The 18,848-nt window shown below is 62.6% G+C and carries 18 protein-coding genes; 7 read left to right on the top strand and 11 right to left on the bottom strand.

The genetic code is table 11. The features are described 5' to 3' along the window. Positions 1 to 62: 62 nt before the first annotated feature. Both I2H36_RS03585 and I2H36_RS03580 read left to right on the top strand, forming a co-directional pair. Positions 63 to 971 (top strand): DMT family transporter, encoded by a 909-nt coding sequence (locus I2H36_RS03585; protein WP_196262472.1) that lies wholly within the window; start codon positions 63 to 65, stop codon positions 969 to 971. Between the two features lie 314 nt (positions 972 to 1,285). Beyond that, positions 1,286 to 3,664 carry a bifunctional diguanylate cyclase/phosphodiesterase gene (locus I2H36_RS03580; RefSeq protein WP_343234385.1) on the top strand — a complete coding sequence of 793 codons (2,379 nt, stop codon included), beginning with the start codon at positions 1,286 to 1,288 and terminating at the stop codon, positions 3,662 to 3,664. A 27-nt stretch (positions 3,665 to 3,691) separates the two neighbouring features. Here the strand turns inward: I2H36_RS03580 and der are convergent, their stop codons facing one another. From der to I2H36_RS03565, 3 genes are all read right to left on the bottom strand, one after another. Next, a complete protein-coding gene (der, locus tag I2H36_RS03575; RefSeq protein WP_196262470.1) occupies positions 3,692 to 5,035 on the bottom strand; it encodes a ribosome biogenesis GTPase Der in 1,344 nt (447 codons plus the stop codon). 19 nt (positions 5,036 to 5,054) lie between these two features. Then, the gene (locus tag I2H36_RS03570) at positions 5,055 to 5,729 is read right to left on the bottom strand and encodes a tetratricopeptide repeat protein (protein WP_196262469.1); all 675 of its coding nucleotides are present in this window, start codon (positions 5,727 to 5,729) and stop codon (positions 5,055 to 5,057) included. 85 nt (positions 5,730 to 5,814) lie between these two features. Next, on the bottom strand, positions 5,815 to 6,405 hold the full coding sequence (locus tag I2H36_RS03565; RefSeq protein ID WP_196262468.1) for an NnrU family protein: 591 nt from the start codon (positions 6,403 to 6,405) through the stop codon (positions 5,815 to 5,817). A gap of 290 nt (positions 6,406 to 6,695) precedes the next feature. Here I2H36_RS03565 and I2H36_RS03560 point away from each other — a divergent pair, with 290 nt between their 5' ends. Beyond that, the gene (locus I2H36_RS03560; RefSeq protein WP_196262467.1) at positions 6,696 to 7,322 is read left to right on the top strand and encodes a TRAP transporter small permease subunit; all 627 of its coding nucleotides are present in this window, start codon (positions 6,696 to 6,698) and stop codon (positions 7,320 to 7,322) included. Positions 7,323 to 7,358: 36 nt separating this feature from the next. After that, complete coding sequence (locus I2H36_RS03555) at positions 7,359 to 9,251, top strand: TRAP transporter large permease (RefSeq protein WP_196262466.1); 1,893 nt, start codon at positions 7,359 to 7,361, stop codon at positions 9,249 to 9,251. Between the two features lie 63 nt (positions 9,252 to 9,314). Here the strand turns inward: I2H36_RS03555 and I2H36_RS03550 are convergent, their stop codons facing one another. From I2H36_RS03550 to I2H36_RS03535, 4 genes are all read right to left on the bottom strand, one after another. After that, a complete protein-coding gene (locus I2H36_RS03550) occupies positions 9,315 to 9,746 on the bottom strand; it encodes an EVE domain-containing protein (RefSeq protein ID WP_196262465.1) in 432 nt (143 codons plus the stop codon). Next, on the bottom strand, positions 9,743 to 10,114 hold the full coding sequence (locus I2H36_RS03545; RefSeq protein WP_196262464.1) for a VOC family protein: 372 nt from the start codon (positions 10,112 to 10,114) through the stop codon (positions 9,743 to 9,745). Before I2H36_RS03545 ends, I2H36_RS03550 begins: the two co-directional genes overlap by 4 nt. Before the next feature lie 70 nt (positions 10,115 to 10,184). Further along, complete coding sequence (locus I2H36_RS03540) at positions 10,185 to 10,874, bottom strand: helix-turn-helix transcriptional regulator (protein WP_196262463.1); 690 nt, start codon at positions 10,872 to 10,874, stop codon at positions 10,185 to 10,187. A gap of 83 nt (positions 10,875 to 10,957) precedes the next feature. Continuing rightward, the gene (locus tag I2H36_RS03535; protein WP_196262462.1) at positions 10,958 to 11,317 is read right to left on the bottom strand and encodes an ArsC family reductase; all 360 of its coding nucleotides are present in this window, start codon (positions 11,315 to 11,317) and stop codon (positions 10,958 to 10,960) included. A 152-nt stretch (positions 11,318 to 11,469) separates the two neighbouring features. Between I2H36_RS03535 and I2H36_RS03530 the strand changes: the two genes are divergently transcribed. Next, a complete protein-coding gene (locus I2H36_RS03530; RefSeq protein ID WP_196262461.1) occupies positions 11,470 to 11,997 on the top strand; it encodes a hypothetical protein in 528 nt (175 codons plus the stop codon). A gap of 105 nt (positions 11,998 to 12,102) precedes the next feature. Beyond that, on the top strand, positions 12,103 to 12,366 hold the full coding sequence (locus I2H36_RS03525) for a YegP family protein (RefSeq protein WP_343234395.1): 264 nt from the start codon (positions 12,103 to 12,105) through the stop codon (positions 12,364 to 12,366). 245 nt (positions 12,367 to 12,611) lie between these two features. Here the strand turns inward: I2H36_RS03525 and I2H36_RS03520 are convergent, their stop codons facing one another. The 4 genes from I2H36_RS03520 to I2H36_RS03505 all read right to left on the bottom strand — a co-directional run bounded on the left by I2H36_RS03520 (position 12,612) and on the right by I2H36_RS03505 (position 18,554). Next, a complete protein-coding gene (locus I2H36_RS03520) occupies positions 12,612 to 13,427 on the bottom strand; it encodes a DNA-methyltransferase (RefSeq protein WP_196262459.1) in 816 nt (271 codons plus the stop codon). Positions 13,428 to 14,055: 628 nt separating this feature from the next. Continuing rightward, the gene (gene guaA / locus I2H36_RS03515; RefSeq protein WP_196262458.1) at positions 14,056 to 15,612 is read right to left on the bottom strand and encodes a glutamine-hydrolyzing GMP synthase; all 1,557 of its coding nucleotides are present in this window, start codon (positions 15,610 to 15,612) and stop codon (positions 14,056 to 14,058) included. 180 nt (positions 15,613 to 15,792) lie between these two features. Next, on the bottom strand, positions 15,793 to 17,016 hold the full coding sequence (locus I2H36_RS20275) for a calcium-binding protein (protein ID WP_196262457.1): 1,224 nt from the start codon (positions 17,014 to 17,016) through the stop codon (positions 15,793 to 15,795). Between the two features lie 239 nt (positions 17,017 to 17,255). Further along, positions 17,256 to 18,554: an RsmB/NOP family class I SAM-dependent RNA methyltransferase gene (locus I2H36_RS03505; protein WP_196262456.1), complete on the bottom strand. Its 1,299-nt coding sequence runs from the start codon at positions 18,552 to 18,554 to the stop codon at positions 17,256 to 17,258. 123 nt (positions 18,555 to 18,677) lie between these two features. Between I2H36_RS03505 and I2H36_RS03500 the strand changes: the two genes are divergently transcribed. After that, positions 18,678 to 18,827: a hypothetical protein gene (locus tag I2H36_RS03500; protein ID WP_196262455.1), complete on the top strand. Its 150-nt coding sequence runs from the start codon at positions 18,678 to 18,680 to the stop codon at positions 18,825 to 18,827. Positions 18,828 to 18,848 lie beyond the last annotated feature (21 nt).

The following is an 18,848-nucleotide window of genomic DNA, read 5'->3' as shown; positions in this document are numbered from 1 at the left end:
GCACCGTCTCTGGAAAGGCCATGCCGTTCCCGGTGAGATTGCGGCGCGGCGGAGGTTTGCGCATGGACAGGACGACTGAGGGATGGATCAACGGTTTTCTCGGGGTGCTGATCTTCAGCGGCTCGCTGCCGGCGACCCGCATCGCCGTGCTCGACATCGACCCGCTGTTCCTGACCGTGGCGCGGGCGACGATCGCCGGGCTTCTGGGCGCGGCCCTGCTCATGCTCCTGCGCCAGAAGCGGCCTGCGAGAGCCGATCTCCTGCCGCTCGCCATCGTGTCGCTCGGGGTGGTGGTGGGCTTTCCGCTGCTGACGGCGCTGGCCCTGCAGCACATCACTTCGGCCCAGTCCATCTGCTTCGTCGGCCTGCTGCCGCTGGCGACGGCCATCTTCGGCATCCTGCGCTGCGGCGAGTGGCCGAGGCCCGCCTTCTGGATCTTCTCCGGACTCGGCGGCGCCCTTGTCGCGGGCTTCGCCCTGCTCCAGGGAGGCTCCGCCTCCCCGATCGGCAGCCTTCTCATGATCGGCGCCATCCTGGCCTGCGGACTTGGCTATGCGGAGGGCGCGAGGCTGTCGCGCAAACTTGGCGGCTGGCAGGTGATCTCCTGGGCGCTCGTTCTCTCCCTGCCGCTGACGGCCGGCCTGATGCTGCTCAACCTGCCCGCCTCATGGAGCGGGATCGGCCTGCCCGCGTGGCTATCGCTTGCCTATGTGTCGCTGTTCTCGATGCTCATCGGCTTCGTGTTCTGGTATCGCGGCCTGGCGCTCGGCGGCATCGCGGGCGTGTCGCAGCTCCAGCTGCTCCAGCCCTTCTTCGGGCTCATGCTGGCAGCACTGCTTCTCAATGAGGCCGTAGGCTGGGGGATGGTCGCGGTCAACGTCGCGGTGATCGCCTGCGTGGCGGGGGCGAAGCGTTTCGCAACGCCTGGGGCAGCAGGACGTCGCTCGGAACCGTCATGCGCTGATGCCTAACGCCCTCGCCCCGCATTCCGTTAACCCTGTGACGGGATAAGACGCCGCAAGCCGGGCGCCATTCGTTGACTTGCGAGGCCGATGGGTCAAATTCCTGCTTGGGTTGTTCTCCCATAATTGATGGCGGATTGGACCAGTCACCGAGGTGATGCAGATCCAAAGGCATGATGCCGCCCCGCCATACCGGTGCAAGGCCGGATTCCGTCTCCCGAACATCCGATTCCGCACCGCCCCGTCCGTCGTCGCAAGCAGCGCCGCACCATGCGACGGGGATGCTGCAAAGGCTCCCTATGCTGACCGTCTATGATTGCATTGTGACCGAGCACGACCTCCGGCTCGTCGCCCTCGCGGCCCTGGTCTGCGCTCTGGCATCCCTGACGGCGGTCAACCTGCTCCATCACGTTTTGCGCCTCGAGAGCATGAGCCGGGGCATCTGGCTGACGGTTGCCGCGGCCGCGACGGGCTTCGGAATTTGGTCGACCCATTTCATCGCGATGTTGGCCTATTCGCCTGCCCTGCCCACCGCCTACAATATCGCCCTCACGGCCATCTCCCTGATCGCCGCCGTGGTGCTGACCGGCTTGGGCTTCGGGATTGCTCTCCTCCCGGGGCTCATAGCATCGCGATGGATCGGAGGAGCAGCCGTCGGCGGCGGCATCGCCGTCATGCACTATACCGGCATGGCCGCCTTCGAAGTGGCCGGCACCCTCGCCTGGGATCCGACCATGGTGGCGGCATCGATCCTGCTCGGGGGCCTGCTCGGTGCTGCGGCGGTCGCGGTGGCGTTGCACAGAGCCACGCTGGCCAGCAAGATCGCCGGCGCGCTGCTGCTGACGCTTGCGATCTGCAGCCACCACTTCACCGCGATGGGTGCGGTCAGCGTCACGCCCGATCCCTCCATCGCCCTCTCGTCCTCGGCCATTCCCGCCGAGTGGCTGGCGCTCGGCGTGGCTGTCGTCTCCCTCGCCATCCTGCTGCTGGCCTTCATGGCCCTGATCCTCGATGTCAGGGAACGCCGGCGCATCGGGCTCGAAATCCAGCGCATGCGGGATCTCACCGATGCGGCGCTCGAAGGCCTCGTCCTCTGCGCGGGCGCGACCATCGTGACCGTGAACCAGAGCTTCGCGCGACTGACCGGCCTGAAGGTGGAGCAGATCGGCGGCCAGGACCTAGCCGCCTGGCTTCAGGATACCCAGAAGCGGGAGATGCTGTTCGCCGTTCCGGGACAGGCCGTTGAAACCGAGCTGCGGCATGGCGACGGCACACTGCTTCCCGTCGAGCTGATCGCTCGGCCGATCAACTACAAGGATGAGCCGCACACCGTGATCGCCGTCCGCGATCTGCGGGACCGCCGCAATGCGGAGGCGCAGATCCGGTTCCTGGCGCATCATGACCCACTGACCGGCCTCGGCAATCGCGCGAGTTTCGATCAGCGGCTCGACCGCGAAATCAGCCTGCACGGGAGAAGCGGCCGGCAGCTGGCGCTGTTGTGCCTCGATCTCGACGGCTTCAAGGACGTCAACGATCTCCATGGCCACGCGGCAGGCGATCAGCTGCTCAAGGACATCTCCAAGAACCTGTCCACGGCTCTTGCCGAGGATCAGATGATCGCGCGCCTGGGCGGAGATGAATTCGCCGTCATCGTGCCCTCGATCACCGATCCTGCCCATGTGGGCCAGCTTGCCGAAACCCTGCTGAAAAGCCTGAAAAGTGCCGATGAGACGGGCATACCGACCAATCTCGTGTCGGTCAGCATCGGTATCGCCCTGTATCCCTCCGACGCCAAGGATCGCACGGAACTTCTGTCCAGCGCCGATACGGCTCTCTACCGCGCCAAGACCGAAGGCAAGGGAACCTATCGCTTCTTCGAGGCCGCCATGGGAGCGCAGATCCGGGAGCGCCGCAGCTTGGAGCATGATCTGCGCAGCGCCATCGCGAACGGGGAGCTGAGCCTCGCCTATCAGCCCCAGGCGCAGGTCGACACCGGCGAGGTGAACGGGTTCGAGGTTCTGCTGCGCTGGAACCACCCGACCAGAGGTCCAGTTTCGCCGTCGACCTTCATTCCCATCGCGGAGGAAAGCGGGTCGATCCTGAAGATCGGCGAGTGGGTGATGCATGAGGCCTGCCGTGAGGCCGCGAACTGGATGCGGCCGCTCGCGATCGCGGTCAATGTTTCGGCCCTTCAACTGACCAGCGACGGCTTCGTAGAGTTCGTCCGAAGGACCCTGGAGGATACCGGGCTTCCCCCCGAACGGCTGGAGATCGAGATCACTGAGACAGCACTGATCCGCGATCCGAACCGTGCACTTCTGACCCTGCAGAAATTGAAGGCCATCGGCGTCAACCTTGCCATGGACGATTTCGGGACCGGCTACTCGTCGCTGTCGAATCTGCGGGCCTTCCCCTTCGACAAGATCAAGATCGACCGCTCCTTCATCCATGAGGTCCACGACAATCCGCAGGCTGCCGCGATCGTCAGGGCGGTGCTCGGGCTCGGACGCGGCCTTGGGCTGCCCGTCATTGCCGAAGGTGTCGAGACATCCGAGGAACTCAGCTTCCTGGGCTCGGAGGGATGCACCGAGGCTCAGGGCTATCTCTTCGGCCGTCCTGCTCCGATTGGGGAATTCGTGCCGCTGCTCTCGAACAATGTCGTGGCGCTTCCGAAACCGCTCTTGCGAGCAGTCGGTGATTAAGCAGGACGAGACAGGGAAGCGCCGCCGCTACTTCCGCTCCTTGTCGAACGGGTTCGACCCCATGCGCAGGGATATGCGGATTGGCGTGCCTGGCAGGTCGAAGGCTTCGCGGATGCCGTTGACGAGGTAGCGGGTGTAGCTCTTCGGCAGGGCATCGAGCTGGTTGCCGAAGACGGCGAAATGCGGCGGGCGCGCCTTGATCTGCGTCATGTAGCGGATCTTGATCCGGCGGCCGGACACGGCGGGCGGCGGATTGGCGTCGATGGCTTCGGAAAGCCATTGGTTGAGCCGCGCGGTCGAGATGCGGGTGTTCCACTTCTCGTAGACGTGCAGAACCGCCTTCATGAGCGGATCGATGCCGCTGCCAGCAAGGCCCGACAGGGGAACGACAGGCGCACCGCGCACCTGCGGCAGCAGGCGGGTGGCCTTCTCCTTCAGGTCGGCGAGCAGACCCTTCTGGTCGGCGACCAGATCCCACTTGTTCAGTCCGATCACGAGAGCCCGGCCCTCCTGCTCCACCAAGTCGACGATGGTGAGATCCTGCTTCTCGAACGGGATCGTGGCGTCGAGGAGGATGACCACCACCTCGGCGAAGCGCACGGCGCGCAGGGCATCGGCCACGGAGAGCTTTTCGAGCTTGTCCTCGACCCGGGCGCGCTTTCGGATGCCCGCCGTGTCGAACAGCTTGATTGATTTCCCACGCCATTCCCAATCGAGCGAAATGGAATCGCGGGTGATGCCGGCCTCGGGGCCGGTGAGCATACGGTCCTCGCCCACCATCCGATTGATGAGGGTGGACTTGCCCGCATTGGGGCGCCCGACGATGGCCACCTGCAGGGGCTTGTTCGGATCGTCCTCGTCCTCCATCTCGTCCGGATGGGGGAAGTGAGGCATCAGGGCCTCGAAGAGATCGGCCATGCCCTCGCCGTGCTCGGCGGAGAGCGGAACGGGATCGCCAAGCCCCAGCGAGAACGCATCGTAGGCGCCCGCCAGGCCGCCCGCGCCTTCCGCCTTGTTGGCGATGAGGATCACGGGCTTGCCGGAGCGGCGCACCATCTCGGCGAAGGGCCGGTCGGCGGGGAGAATGCCCACGCGGGCATCGATCACGAAGAGGATCACGTCGGCATCAACGATGGCGGCCTCGGTCTGGGCGCGCATGCGGCCGAGAAGCGACTCTTCCGTCGCCTCCTCCAGGCCCGCCGTGTCGATGATGCGGAATTCGAGATCGCCGAGGCGCGCCTCGCCCTCGCGGCGGTCGCGGGTCACGCCCGGGCGGTCGTCCACGAGCGCCAGCTTCTTGCCGACGAGACGGTTGAACAGAGTCGATTTGCCGACATTCGGCCGCCCGACAATGGCGACGGTGGGCGTCATGTCTTGTCCTATCTACTTCTTACTGCGTCACCTGAACCGGACCGCCCGCCACGAGAGCCGTATAGACGGCAAGGCGCTGCCTCAGAGCAGAAGGCGTCTCGCGGTCGGCGGCGATCTGGTCGAACCAGCGGCCGGCATAATCCATGTCACCGGCCTTAAGACCGGATAGCCCCAAGAGTTCCCGGGCGGAATGGCGCCACGCATTGGCGGGAGCCGCGAGCGGCTCGATGGACTTGCGCAGGTCGGCGGGTTCGGCGGTGTCGAGGCGCAGCCAGGCGGCGCGCAGGCGGGCCAGATCCTTCCAGAGCGCAGGCATGGCGGAATCGTTCGCGAGCGCATCATAGGCCGAGGCGCCGTTCTCCGCGTTCTGCTTGCCGAGTTCGGCGGCAAGCCGGAAGCGGGCCAGCATGGCATAGCCCGTGCCGGCATCTTCCTTCACGACGGTCTCAAGAGCGCCTTGAGCTTCCTGGCCCTTGTCCTCGGAGGACAGGCGCAGCGCCTCCTCGTAGCGGACGGCCGCTTCCTGGGCGAGGCTCTGCTGCCTGTGCTGCCAGAAGCGCCAGCCGCCGACGCCGGCCACCACCAGAACGACCACTGCAATGATGATCCCGTTGTAGCGCTCCCAGACCTTGGCGAGCTGGTCGCGGCGGTATTCCTCATCGACTTCGCGAATGAACTCGTCGTTCTGAGCCATCGTGTCTCTCACGCGGCCTCAAGCGGCCGCCTCCTGCAATCCAAGCGGGTCGCCTAACATAGACAACCGCACATGGCGAGAGGCTTCATGCCCGCATGGGGAGAACCGGCACGCCGATCAGCCAGGGATGCAGCCAGAACACGAAGGCCAGGTAGACCACGGTGCCGATGGTGACGGCCAGGATATCGTTGCGCCAGCCGGCGGGCGCCGCCGTGCCGCCATGCTGGACCGCCACGTCCCGGCGCTTGACGCTGATGCGGGCCAGCACTGCCCAGACGAGGAAGGAGCCGAAGAGGAGGATCGACCCGAGATCGCCGTTGGCGAGAAGATGGGCGAAGGCCCAGATCTTTACGCCCGCCAGCATGGGATGCTTGAGCCGGGCCTTGATGTGGCCGGGGGCATAAGCGGCGTAGAACAGGATGAAGGCAATCCAGACTAGGAGGAGCGCGAGGTGCCGCGTCCAGACCGGTGGGTCCCATACTGGGATATAGCCGTTGGCTCGGTACTGCCCGTATCCGATGGCGATCAGGATGATGCCGGCGAGCGACAGGAGGGAATAAAGCCCTTTGTATGGCCCCTCCCCGATCCTGCCGATGAGTGCAGCGCGGCGTTCCCGCGCCATGCTGAAGGAATGAGTGCCTAGAAAGATCACAAGGCCAAGAACGAGCAGCGTCACGTTCACCCCCAGAAGTTAGAACCTTATAGTCGTTCCAGGGTGGAAAAGCCAAGCTGCGTGAATGGAGGGGAGAGACAAAAAGCCCAAGAACCTTATCCCGCAAGTTTCCAACTCATCATAAAGTGTTGCCCTGCCTAAACTTTTAACATTGGCACCTCTTGCGGCACGAAAATTTCCCCGCTAGGACCCGTCAAAACCTTGCGTTGGACTAAAGCGGCTCTAGCACGGCCGCTTCAAGTCCGTTAGCTAGGCCGCAAGACTTCAACCAACAGGTTCTAAGGGGGAGACAGGTGACGGCACTTCTTGGGCTATCCCGTGTCATCGACTCGATCAACGAACGCATCGGCAAGGTGGCCGCCTGGGCCATTGTGGTCGCCGTTCTGGTCTCGGCCATCAATGCCATCATCCGGCGCATCTTCGGCGTCTCGTCCAATGCCTGGCTCGAGCTGCAATGGTACCTGTTCGGTGCCGTGTTCATGCTCTGCGCCGCATGGACCCTGAAGGCCAACGAGCACATCCGCATCGACATCATCTCCAGCAGGCTCACGAAGCGGGGGCGCGACACGATTGACCTGATCGGACACCTGTTCTTCCTGTTCCCCTTCGTGGCCCTGATGCTTTACTTGGCCTTCCCCTACTTCTTCAATTCCTACCGTTCCGGCGAGGTCTCCTCCAATGCAGGCGGCCTGCTGATCTGGCCGGCCAAGGGCCTCATCCTGCTGGGCTTCATCTCCCTTGCCTTCCAGTGGCTGAGCGAGCTCATCAAGCGAGTGGCGATCATGAACGGTCAGCTGGTGGACGAGCACGACACCGCCGGCCACAACGCCGTCGAGGCCGAGGCCGAGCGGCTGATCGCGGAGCTGGCCGATACCAGCACCACCAAAGGCGGCGAGCCTCCGGGCGACGTCCTGCGCTGACGCCCCTCGCCCGATCTGAATTCCGGAGTCTCGCCCATGGCTGCATTCATTGCCCAGAACCTCGCACCGATCATGTTCGGCGCGCTGGTGATCTTCCTTCTCCTCGGCTACCCGGTCGCCTTTTCGCTGGCGGCCAACGGCCTCCTGTTCTTCTTTATCGCGGTGGAGCTTGCTCCCTATGCGTCGGACAACATCAACCTGTCATGGCCGCTCCTGCAGGCCCTGCCGGACCGCATCTACGGCACCATGTCGAACGAGGTGCTGCTCGCGATCCCGTTCTTTACCTTCATGGGCTACATCCTCGAACGCTCGGGCATGGCGGAAGACCTGCTCGACACCATCGGCCAGCTCTTCGGGCCGCTGCGCGGCGGTCTCGCCTATGCGGTGATCTTCGTGGGCGCGCTGCTTGCCGCCACCACGGGCGTCGTGGCCGCTTCCGTGATCTCCATGGGCCTCATCTCCCTGCCGATCATGCTGCGCTACGGCTATGACCGGCGTCTCGCCTCGGGCGTGATCGCGGCGTCCGGCACGCTCGCTCAGATCATCCCGCCCTCGCTGGTTCTCATCGTCATGGCCGACCAGCTCGGCCGCTCGGTGGGCGACATGTACGAGGGTGCGTTCCTGCCTGGCCTCATCCTCGCAGGCCTCTATGCCGGCTGGGTGCTGATCGCCTCGCTCATCGACCCGAAGGCCGCTCCCGGCCTGCCGCTGGAAGCCGTGGGCTTCAGGGAGCCCAACGGCTCCCGCGGCGTGTGGCAGCTCGGCATCCTGGTCGTGTTCTCGGGCCTTGTCGGCTATTACGTGCTGTCGCAGACGAACACCAAGGCCGGTGCGGATTTCGTGATCCTGACGATCTGCGTCGCGACCGTCGTGGCGCTCATCTGCGCCCTCATGAACAAGATGCTCGGCGCCAAGCGCATCGTGATCTCCGCCGTGTTGACCGTCCTCCTCGTGGTCGCCTATGTGGTCCTGAACCAGCAGGGTCATGAAAATCTGGCGCTCACGCTGGAGATGGTGATTGCCGGCGCGGTCTATGCGCTCATCGTCGGCATCGTCGAACGGTTCACCGGGCTCCGCCTCATGTCGAACATGGCGCAGCAGACCACCTTCGTCATGGTGCCCCCGCTGCTGCTGATTTTCCTCGTGCTCGGCACCATCTTCATCGGTCTGGCCACCCCGACCGAGGGCGGCGCCATGGGCGCGCTGGGCTCCGTCATCCTGGCGGCGATCAAGCGCAAGCTCGACAACAACCCGAACCGCTTCAACTTCACCATTGTGCGTCAGGCGACCGAAGCGACCGCGAAGCTCTCCGCTTTCGTGCTCTTCATCCTGATCGGCGCCCGCGTGTTCTCGCTCACCTTCTACGGGGTGAACGGGCACGTCTGGGTCGAGCATCTGCTGACCTCGCTCCCGGGCGGTCAGGTGGGCTTCCTGATCGTGGTCAACATCCTGGTGTTCCTGTTGGCCTTCTTCCTCGACTTCTTCGAGCTGGCCTTCATCGTGGTGCCGCTGCTCGGCCCGGCGGCCGAGAAGCTGGGCATCGACCTGATCTGGTTCGGCGTGATGCTGGGCGTGAACATGCAGACCTCGTTCATGCACCCGCCTTTCGGCTTCGCCTTGTTCTTCCTGCGCTCGGTGGCTCCCAAGGTGCCGTATACCGACCGCCTCACGGGCAAGCGCATGGAGCCGGTGACCACGGGCCAGATCTACTGGGGCGCCATTCCCTTCGTGATCATCCAGCTCATCATGGTGGCGATCGTCGTGCTCTTCCCGAACATCGTGATGCATTACAAGGCGGCAGGTCCGGCCGTCGATCCGGCCGCCGTGCAGAAGAAGCTCGACGAGCTGCTGGTCCCCGGCCTCGGCGCCCCGGGCGATCCGGGCGGCCTCCCCGGCCTGAACTTCGACGCGCCGCCGAAGATCCAGTAAGGCGGTTCACGCGAGACAAGACAAAGGCGGGCTTTAGAGCCCGCCTTTGTCTTTGAAAGGCTTTCAGATTGCCGAAACCCGGGCTCCCATGGCGCCAGCGATAAGATCGCCGTCATGATCGCTGATCGGGAACAGGCCGTAGCGAAACTGATAGCCCCAATTCCGTTGACCGGCCGTGAAGTCGAGCCTGTCGAGGAGTGCCCGGATGGGCGTCTCCGTGCTCTCCAGCCATGTCACGTCCCGCCGAAACGGCACGAAGCCTCCGCCCATGTCGAACTGGTAAGGACCTTCGGGCTTCACGAAGCCAAAGGCCGTGAAAGACTGGCACTTGTCCTTGCCACCGAACGTGATCGTCGGTGAGTAATAGATGACCCGATCACCGGGCCGGATTCGCCGCAGGGGCGCCGCCTTGCCGTGACAGACCTGCATGAAGCCGCCCGCGCGTCCCCGCCGGACATGCTCCGCCGAGGCAACGGCAATCCAGCTCCCGGTCATGATGCCGCTCCCGAGAATACCCGCAGGCGATGGCCATCCGGATCGAGGGCCACGAAGGTATGGCCGAAATCCATCTCCGTCGGCTCCTGGGCGATGCGCAGGCCGCGTGCGCGCCAATCCTCATGGAGGGTCTTAACAGCGGCCGCATCGGCAACCATGAAGGCAAGTTCGCTGCCGATCCCCCAGTTCGTCGCTGCGGGCTCCACCGTGTGCCGGGACCAGAGCCCAAGCATGGCCCCCGACTCCAAAGCAAACAAGGCAAAGGTGGGCGAAGCTTCCAGCGCCGGCCGCTTGAGCAGATCGGCATAGAAGGCCGCACTGGCGACGGGGTTATCGACGAAGAGAATGAAAAGGTTCGAAGGGTTCATGGGGTGCTCACTCCTTATGGGTGCGAGCCCTTATCGACCAGACTGCTGTCAGTTTGTGGCAGCAGTGAACCTATTGGGGCGCAATAGCCTCAAGCTCGCGCCATTCCTTGATGAGCACCTGGCGCCGGCGCGGATAGCGGATGTCCGTCGGGGTGAGAGCCACGATCCGGTCTGTGCGAAAGGCCCTGAACGACTGGCGCAATTCGCACCACGCCACGACCACACGGGCGCGATCGAAGAACCCGATGGCGAAAGGCCAGATGATGCGCCGGGTCTCGGCGGCATGACCGTCCCGGTATGCGACTTCGAGCTTCCGCTCGAACCGGATGGCCTGTCGAATGGCAGGAAGCTCGACATCGCCGGCGGGAATCGCCTCCCCAGGCCCGACCAGGAGGGAGGACGCCTCAGCCTCACGACGCAAAGCATCCGGAAGCACCGCGGCAATGCGGGCAAGCGCGTTGCGGGCCGCGGCTCCAAGCCGCTCGTCGCCCCGCTGGGCGACCCATCGGGAACCGAGGACGAGGGCTTCGATCTCCTCCTCCGAGAACATCAGGGGCGGCAATGTGAAACCGGGGCGCAGGATGTAGCCCAACCCTGGCTCTCCGTCGATGGGCGCCCCTTGCGACTGTAGCGTGCCGATGTCCCTGTAAAGCGTGCGGATGCTGATCCCAAGCTCATCGGCGAGCGCACGCCCGCTCACCGGCTGGCGGTGCCGGCGGAGAATCTGAATGAGATCGAGAAGGCGTGCGGCGCGCGACAAGAAGCGGGATCCTTTTCCTCGATCTCACTCTATCACCGGATCCGTTCGGCGGTAGGTCAGATTGGGCTTCCGGTTTCAGGCGATTATCCGACCGCCTCCTCGTAAAGCTCTGGCTTGAAGCCGACGAGCAGCTTGCCGCCGAGTTCCATCACGGGGCGCTTGATCATGGAGGGCTGATCGAGCATGAGCGCGAGCGCCCTGCCCTCGTTGAGGCTTGTTTTGTCGGCATCGGGAAGCTTGCGAAAGGTCGTGCCAGAGCGGTTGAGCAGCGCCTCCCAGCCGACGCTGCGCGCCCAGCCTTCAAGCCGTGCGCGGTCGATGCCTGCGGCCTTGTAGTCGTGAAAAGCATAAGGCACACCCTTGGCATCGAGCCAGGCACGCGCCTTCTTCATCGTGTCGCAGTTCTTGATGCCGTAGAGGGTGACTTCTGACTTAGATTCCATAGCTTCTCATCCCACCAATCAGGGCGTGTTTCGTTAATTTTTACACCCAAAGGTTTTATTCACTTCAAATTATAACTTTTCATCACAGCACTATTGACGTGAAGTGAATTGTATGGATTCTTAGTAACTATGGAGCAGCTATCTGGTGCCAAATGGTCGATAACCCTGAAGAGCTAATAGCGCGAGCGCGAGCCGATCTTGCTAAGCAAGAGATGGCCGAGGTTCGTGCTCTTGAAGCTCTCGAAAAGGCACGGGAAGAGCAGATCAAACTCCGCGGCTTCATCGAAACTCTAGAGAGGTACCTTGGCATTAACTCAGCAAGCATCCCGTTTGCTAAGTCACAAGCAAGAGGCAGCCGCTCCCGAGACATTGTGGATAAAGCTGTAGAGCTTCTGTTTCTTAAGAAGCGCCCTCTTGAGATCGCCGCACTAGCGGATTTGATCGAGATAGATGGCCTTTCCATTGCAGGCCAAAATCGAAATGCCACCTTAGCGGGCTACTTATCCCGAGACGACCGTGTGGAATTTGTGCGCGGTGCAGGTTGGCAGCTAACTATTACTGGCATCCGCTCAATGGGAGCAGAACACGCTAGCCGAAGCGCACCTTCTCTATCAAGCAACCCTCAATCCGATCAGGTGAGTTCTGGATTCGATGATCTTGACGAGGACATACCATTCTAAACTAACGCCCCGCTGGAGAGCGGGGCGTTAGTTCCGAACTTCGACGGAAATGGTCCTCCGTCGTAGTCGGGGCTCAGCATCCGAAGGATACTTCGCTTGGACAGCATGTATTTATTGCGATGCTGCACTCCGGTCAACTCAGGACCTTGGAGAACCTTAATGGCAAATCGTGTGTACCCATCCTATTGGATGTACAAAGATACCCGCAATGAATGGCGCTGGACATATGAAGCCCGAAATGGCGAACCCATTGCGGTAAGCAGTGAAGGCTACAAGAGTCGCAGGGACTGTGAGCGTAGTATTGAGATCATGAAGGCATCTACTAACAGCCCCGTTTGGATGCCTGCAGAACTTCTCAACGCCGCATAGAAAGCAGTAGTAGCAGGCCCGGCATTCATTGCTGGGCCTGTCATATTATTGAGTATTACTCCCACTCCATTGTTTCCGGCCAGAAAATACTCATATTTCTCAGTGCCTTATAGGGATGCTGTGGACAAGCTACCATGAAAAGTGCCATGCCTGGAAAACGCGATTCCGAGGTGATTTAGCCACCTCCTGGCGCAAGCGGTAGAGGATGTCGTCGGAACTGACGCGCAGGATCTCGTCGAGGTGGCTCATGCGGCCGCCTCAAAAAGACCGGCAGCCGCTTCGGTCGTTCCAGCGTCTGTGGCTACAGCGCCGAACATGTCGAGTTGGCTTTGCGCCTCCTCCATCCGACGACAGGCAATCTCGAAGTACGCTGGGTCTCGTTCGATGCCGATGAACTTACGACCGAGTCGCACCGCAGCCACGCCGGTGCTGCCCGAGCCCATGAATGGGTCGACAACCACCCCGCCCTTCGGAGCCACTACCTTGATGAGATCGCTCATAAGATCCCCTGGCTTCTGGGTCTGGTGCTCGCGGTCAGTATGCGAAACACGTTTCGACCTGATGACGTTAGATGTCCCCTTGTCGTGGTACTCTGGCGAGCCGTTTGTGAAGTGCATCACGACCTCGTGCTGCGCCCGAAAGCCGGTGCCAAGGCCCATCATCTGCTTATCCCACACGACCATGTTCTGGTAGCGGAGGCCACTCGACTCCACCGCCGGCGCCAAGTTCGGAAGCATTCTCCAGTCGCAAAACATCAACATGGAGCCAGTAGGCTTCATGATCTTGGTCGCAGCAAATCCGATGGAGCGAAGCAGGAAGACCAAGCCGGCGGTTCCCATGTTGTCGCCAACAAACCAGCCGAACCTTGAAATGTTCTCGGATCGCAGCCCTTGGCCTTTCGCTGCCGATCTTGATGCCTCGCTTACGCCTCCAGAGCAGTAAGGCGGGTCAGTCACGAAAGCGTCGGCGACGCCATTATCAAGCAAGGTTAGCGCATCCAGGCAGTCCCCAAGATACAGCGTTGCAGCTCCAATCGTGACCTTCTTCAGATCGCCCGACATGTTCGTTTGGCTCATATTTTTGAATTGAAATTAGTTTTAGCGTGCCGCCGACCTGCGCTGGCATCAAATGACAGGCGAATTATTCACAGACTTATTCGCGCGGAAGCCTGAGCACGCGCGAGCCAGAATATTATATCAAGGCAACTACGAACGTGTGATTGATTTTCCCTATCGGAAAGTTCGGTTCAATTTTGAAACCACAGGCTCATTGATGATGCGGCCACATCGTCAACGGCGTCAGAACCCGGAAACCGCCCCAAGTATCTGTAGACGCTTCGCTATTCCTGATTTTTCGGGGAATCCGATCGACCCGCGATACCATGATTTGAAAACGCGCGAAAACGAGTGTGATTCCGTTACTCGGCAAGGCTTTGCGCGTTTCCGATACCATGATCGCTGTACTTTAGGCGTTATGGTATCAAGCACATTTGGCGGGGGCGTAGAATCCCGTACCATCAATACTGCCAAGAAAAACTCGGCCTCCTTCGCGTTTTACCTGGTTTTACTCGCTGCCGGCACTTTCAGATCAGTGACTGCTAGACATGAAAAAAGCCCGCGATTCTGCGGGCTTGACTTCAATACTGTGCTTTTCTATGAGGTATTCCTGACTTAATAGGAATATTTCCCTTCACTCCCACTCAATCGTCCCAGGCGGCTTCGACGTGATGTCGTAGGTCACGCGGTTGATGCCCTTGACCTCGTTGATGATGCGGGTGGCGACGCGGCCGAGGAAGGCCATGTCGAAGGGATAGAAATCCGCCGTCATGCCGTCGATGGATGTTACGGCGCGCAGCGCGCAGACGTGGTCGTAGGTGCGCGCATCGCCCATGACGCCCACGGTCTTCACGGGCAGGAGCACGGCGAAGGCCTGCCAGATCACATCGTAGAGGCCGGCATTGCGGATCTCCTCGAGATAGATCGCATCGGCCTTGCGCAGGATGTCGAGTTTTTCGCGCGTGATCTCGCCGGGCACGCGGATGGCGAGGCCCGGACCTGGGAACGGGTGGCGGCCCACGAAGGCGTCGGGCAGGCCGAGCTCGCGGCCGAGCACCCTCACCTCATCCTTGAACAGCTCGCGCAGGGGCTCCACGAGCTTCATCTTCATGCGCTCAGGGAGACCGCCCACATTGTGGTGGCTCTTGATGGTGACGGAAGGCCCGCCCGTGAAGGAGACGCTCTCGATCACGTCCGGGTAAAGCGTGCCCTGCGCCAGGAAGTCGGCGCCGCCGATCTTCTTGGCCTCCTCGTCGAACACGTCGATGAAGAGCCGGCCGATGGTCTTGCGCTTGACCTCCGGATCGGACACGCCCTCGAGCGCCCCGATGAACAGGTCCTGCGCCTGCACGTGGACGAGCGGGATGTTGTAGTGGTCGCGGAACAGCGTCACCACCTGCTCGGCTTCCGCTGCGCGTAGCAGGCCGTGGTCGACGAACACGCAGGTGAGCTGGTCGCCGATGGCCTCGTGGATCAGCACGGCTGCCACGGCAGAATCGACGCCGCCGGAGAGACCGCAGATCACCCGGCCCGTGCCGACCTGAGCGCGGATGCGCTCGATGGCCTCCTCGCGGAAGGCCTTCATGGTCCAGTCGCCCCGGCAGCCAGCGATGTCGCGCACGAAGTTGCGGATGAGCTGCGCGCCCTGGGGAGTGTGCACCACCTCCGGGTGGAACTGCACGCCGTAGAACTTGTGCTCCTCGTCGGCCACCACCGCGAAGGGAGCGTTCTCGGACGCCGCCAGGACCTCGAAACCCTCGGGCAGCTTGGTGACCCGGTCGCCGTGGCTCATCCAGACGGGATATTTCTGGCCCACCTTCCAGACGCCCTGGAAGATCGGGCTCTCGGTGAGGATCTCGATCTCGGCCCGGCCGAACTCGGAATGGTGACCGCCCTCGACCTCGCCGCCGAGCTGCGCCGCCATGGTTTGCTGGCCGTAGCAGATGCCGAAGACCGGAAGGCCGGCCTCGAAGACCTCCTTGGGAGCCCGCGGGGATGCATCCGTCGTCACCGATTCCGGCCCGCCCGACAGGATCACGCCCTTGGGCTTCATGGTCCGGATCGCTTCCGCGGCCTTCTGGAACGGCACCACTTCCGAATAGACCCCATCCTCGCGCACGCGCCGGGCGATGAGCTGCGTCACCTGGGAGCCGAAATCGATGATGAGGATCTTGTCGTGGTTCTGGGTCATGGTCTCTCGCGTAGGCCCGGAGGGAAGGAGCGGAAAGCCCCCGTGCTTTACCCCCATATCGCCCCGGATGTCATGCCTTTTGAGTCCCTTCCAACGGCCCGACCGATTCAGAATGCACAAACCCCTCAACCGGACAATCCGGTCGAGGGGTTTGGATCACATTTGGGGCGGGCCTAAGTTCTAGAACACGAAGAAATCCAGGTTCTTCAGGTTCAGCCGGGGATCGACCTGTGCAAACTGAATCTGCGCCTGGTCTCCCGTTCCGTCAGGATCGAAATACACGGCTCCCGTCGACCGGTTGTGGATGATCCTGTCACTGGTGTCGTGAGCCGCCGCCCCTCTGTAGAAAGCGGAAGCGGCGAGCGTCCCTGCCGTCAGACCGGTGAAGATCGCGTCATCGAGGCGGATGGTGTCGTTCTTGATCGAAAATTTGCGGATGGTGTCGACGTTCTCCGCCGCATTCAGGGCAGTATCGAAGATGAAAATGTCCCGCCCCGCCTCTCCGTTGAGCCGATCGTTGCCCTCGCCGCCATTCAGGCGGTCGTTCCCGGAGCCCCCGATGATCGTGTCGTTGCCGGATCCACCGCTGAGCCTGTCGTTTCCGGCCTGCCCCTGCAGGTTGTTCGCTGCGTCGTCGCCTGTGAGGCGGTCCGCGAAGCGGGTGCCGACAAGCCCTTCAATGGAGACATAGCTATCGCCGGCGGCATTGCGGCCCTGGTTCAGTGTGGAATCCGCCAGGTTCGCTGTCACGCCGAGGCGGCCATTGTGATACACGTCGTACCGGGCGAAATCGAACCCGTCGCCGCCGTTAAGAACATCTGCTCCTCGCCCGCCGACAAGGACGTTTCTGTTGGCATCACCGATCAATGTGTCGGCGAAGTCGCTGCCCTGGAGCCCTTCGATCGCAACATAGGTATCTCCGGCCGCATGGCCCGTGTTCACCGACGGGTCTGCAAGGCTGGCCGTCACACCCACGGGAGCTCCCTTGTAGCGGGCGAAGTCGAAGCCGCGACCTCCGTTGAGAATGTCCGCACCGGCTACGCCCTCAAGAACGTTGTCCCGGGAGTTGCCGGTGAGATTGTCGTCGAAACGGCCGCCTCGCAAACGCTCGATGGAGGAGTATCGGTCTCCAGCGGCCTCGCCCGTATTCCGAGCTGGGCTGCTGAGGCTCACGGTCACGGCAGTCGCCGCATCCCGATAGTCGGCCCAGTCCTCACCAAGCCCGCCGATGAGACGGTCACGCCCGGGTCCACCACGAAGAAGGTCGTCGCCCAGCCCACCGTTGAGAATATCGTGCCCCCGTCCGCCGACGATGGTGTCGTCCCCTCCGAGACCCGTGAGTGTGTCGCTCGCCCTCGTCCCGCGCAGTGCATCGCCGCGATTTGTGCCTATGCGTACCGCCATTGCTGTCCTCCCTGGCAGTCGCCCCCGCTTTCAAGTGTTCTATCGCAGGAAGCTTAGATGCATCTGGAAGCGCATCAATATCTATTAATGTTTATTATAGGCGAAAGCATGAAATACTCTTAGGTAAATACGCTCGTGCAGCAGATTTGCTTCTCATAGGACAGCATGATTGACATGAATACTGTCGTTATCTAGCTGCATCACTCCTTCGGGATTAATTCAAGAGAGCTAGCTCTGGGCTAGGAGTCTCGCCGAAGAACCGCGATGAAGAACCCGTCGGTGCCGGTCTGCAGCGGCGTCAGCTGAAGTCCATAGGCCGTCCGACGAGTGGCGTTCTTGAGGAAGCCGAGCCCTGATGTCCCGACCAGGTCGTCATGGGAGACTGGACTGAAGCCCTTGTGGCGCTCCAGGAAGGCTGAGAGCGCGTCATCGTTCTCCTCGGGAAGAATCGAGCAGGTGATGTAGACGATGCGGCCGCCCGCCTTCACAAGGCCTGCCGCCCGGTCGAGCACCGTCGCCTGCTCGTTGCGCCGAACCTCCAGGCTGCCGGGCCGCAGGCGCCATTTCGCATCGGGGTTGCGCCGCCAGGTGCCCACGCCCGTGCAGGGCGCGTCCACGAGAACGCAGTCCATCCGCCCATCGAGATCGGTCACCGCATCGGCCTTGGCCCTCGGCGTGCGAACCTGGACGTTGCGCACACCCGCCCGCGTCAGCCGGTCGTGGATCGGCGCAAGACGGCGGGCGTCGTTGTCGGTGGCGTAGATCTGGCCGTGGTTTTCCATCAGGGCTGCGAGCGCGAGGGTCTTTCCGCCGCCGCCCGCGCAGAGATCCACCACCTGCTCGCCGGGCTTGGCACCGGAGAGCAGCGCTACGAGCTGCGAACCCTCGTCCTGGATCTCGATCCAACCCTTCAGGAATTCCGGCTCGGACTGCACGGCGGGTCCGCGCCCGTCCTCGCCCGGCATGATCCGCAAACCCAGCGGCGAGAGCGGCGTCTCGACGGCGTTCAGATGCGGCAGGGCATCGTGCGCCTCCTCGCGGGAGGAGACCTTAAGTGTGTTCACCCGCAGGTCCAGCGGCGCACGGGTGGCAAGCGCCTGCATCTCAGGCACGAGTTCATCGCCGAGGAGCCTCTGGAGCGACGGCTCGATCCAGTCCGGAAAATCACCTGCCACATGAGGGGGAGCGCCGGAGAGATCGGCCTTGTCCAGCCGCTCTCGCTCAAGCCCTGAGAGCGGCTCCGGCGCAAAGCGATCACCGGAGCAGAGGGCCGCGATGGCACCCACATCAAGACCGCGCTGCAGGCGCAGCATGCCGAGCACCACGGCCCGGGGGGTATTCTCACCCATGACCCAGGCGGCGGAAGCCTTCCGGCGCAGGGCGTCGTAGACGAGGCTCGCAATCGCGGCCCGGTCCTTGGACCCGGCGAAGCGGTGCGACAGACCCCAATCCTTGAGGGCGTCGGTGGCCGGACGGCGCCGGGCGTCGATATCGGCCATAACCTCGATGGCGGCGGAGATGCGGGCAGCAGGTGTCATGAGAAAAGCACACTCGAGCTTGGCCGTAGATACGACACAAAGTTTCCTATTTTCCGTCGCGTTCGGACGTGACTTGAGAGAGTACGTGCATTCCGCACGATTCCTGTTCTGGAGACCAACCTAATGTTGACCCGCCTGACCCGCGGCCTTGTCGCCCTCGGCCTGACCCTCGCGATCGCCGCCTGCGCCACGGCCCCGGCCGCCGATATCCAGCCGCCTCCGATGAAGCAGCTCGACGCCAAGACGCAGCTCGAGAGCGGCCGCCGTTACTAAAAAACTTGAGCGGGATGGACG

This window comes from Microvirga terrestris (genome assembly GCF_015694425.1).
Lineage (GTDB): Bacteria > Pseudomonadota > Alphaproteobacteria > Rhizobiales > Beijerinckiaceae > Microvirga > Microvirga terrestris.
This window is presented reverse-complemented; position numbering and strand designations above follow the sequence as displayed.

Bases quoted from the DNA above. Each gene is read 5' to 3' on its own strand.
- I2H36_RS03585 (WP_196262472.1), top strand. From the start codon at position 63: ATGGACAGGACGACTGAGGGATGGATCAACGGTTTTCTCGGGGTGCTG.
- der (WP_196262470.1), bottom strand. From the start codon at position 5,035: ATGACGCCCACCGTCGCCATTGTCGGGCGGCCGAATGTCGGCAAATCG.
- I2H36_RS03570 (WP_196262469.1), bottom strand. From the start codon at position 5,729: ATGGCTCAGAACGACGAGTTCATTCGCGAAGTCGATGAGGAATACCGC.
- I2H36_RS03555 (WP_196262466.1), top strand. From the start codon at position 7,359: ATGGCTGCATTCATTGCCCAGAACCTCGCACCGATCATGTTCGGCGCG.
- I2H36_RS03550 (WP_196262465.1), bottom strand. From the start codon at position 9,746: ATGACCGGGAGCTGGATTGCCGTTGCCTCGGCGGAGCATGTCCGGCGG.
- I2H36_RS03545 (WP_196262464.1), bottom strand. From the start codon at position 10,114: ATGAACCCTTCGAACCTTTTCATTCTCTTCGTCGATAACCCCGTCGCC.
- I2H36_RS03535 (WP_196262462.1), bottom strand. From the start codon at position 11,317: ATGGAATCTAAGTCAGAAGTCACCCTCTACGGCATCAAGAACTGCGAC.
- I2H36_RS03530 (WP_196262461.1), top strand. From the start codon at position 11,470: ATGGTCGATAACCCTGAAGAGCTAATAGCGCGAGCGCGAGCCGATCTT.
- I2H36_RS03525 (WP_343234395.1), top strand. From the start codon at position 12,103: ATGTATTTATTGCGATGCTGCACTCCGGTCAACTCAGGACCTTGGAGA.
- I2H36_RS03520 (WP_196262459.1), bottom strand. From the start codon at position 13,427: ATGTCGGGCGATCTGAAGAAGGTCACGATTGGAGCTGCAACGCTGTAT.
- guaA (WP_196262458.1), bottom strand. From the start codon at position 15,612: ATGACCCAGAACCACGACAAGATCCTCATCATCGATTTCGGCTCCCAG.
- I2H36_RS20275 (WP_196262457.1), bottom strand. From the start codon at position 17,016: ATGGCGGTACGCATAGGCACAAATCGCGGCGATGCACTGCGCGGGACG.
- I2H36_RS03505 (WP_196262456.1), bottom strand. From the start codon at position 18,554: ATGACACCTGCTGCCCGCATCTCCGCCGCCATCGAGGTTATGGCCGAT.
- I2H36_RS03500 (WP_196262455.1), top strand. From the start codon at position 18,678: ATGTTGACCCGCCTGACCCGCGGCCTTGTCGCCCTCGGCCTGACCCTC.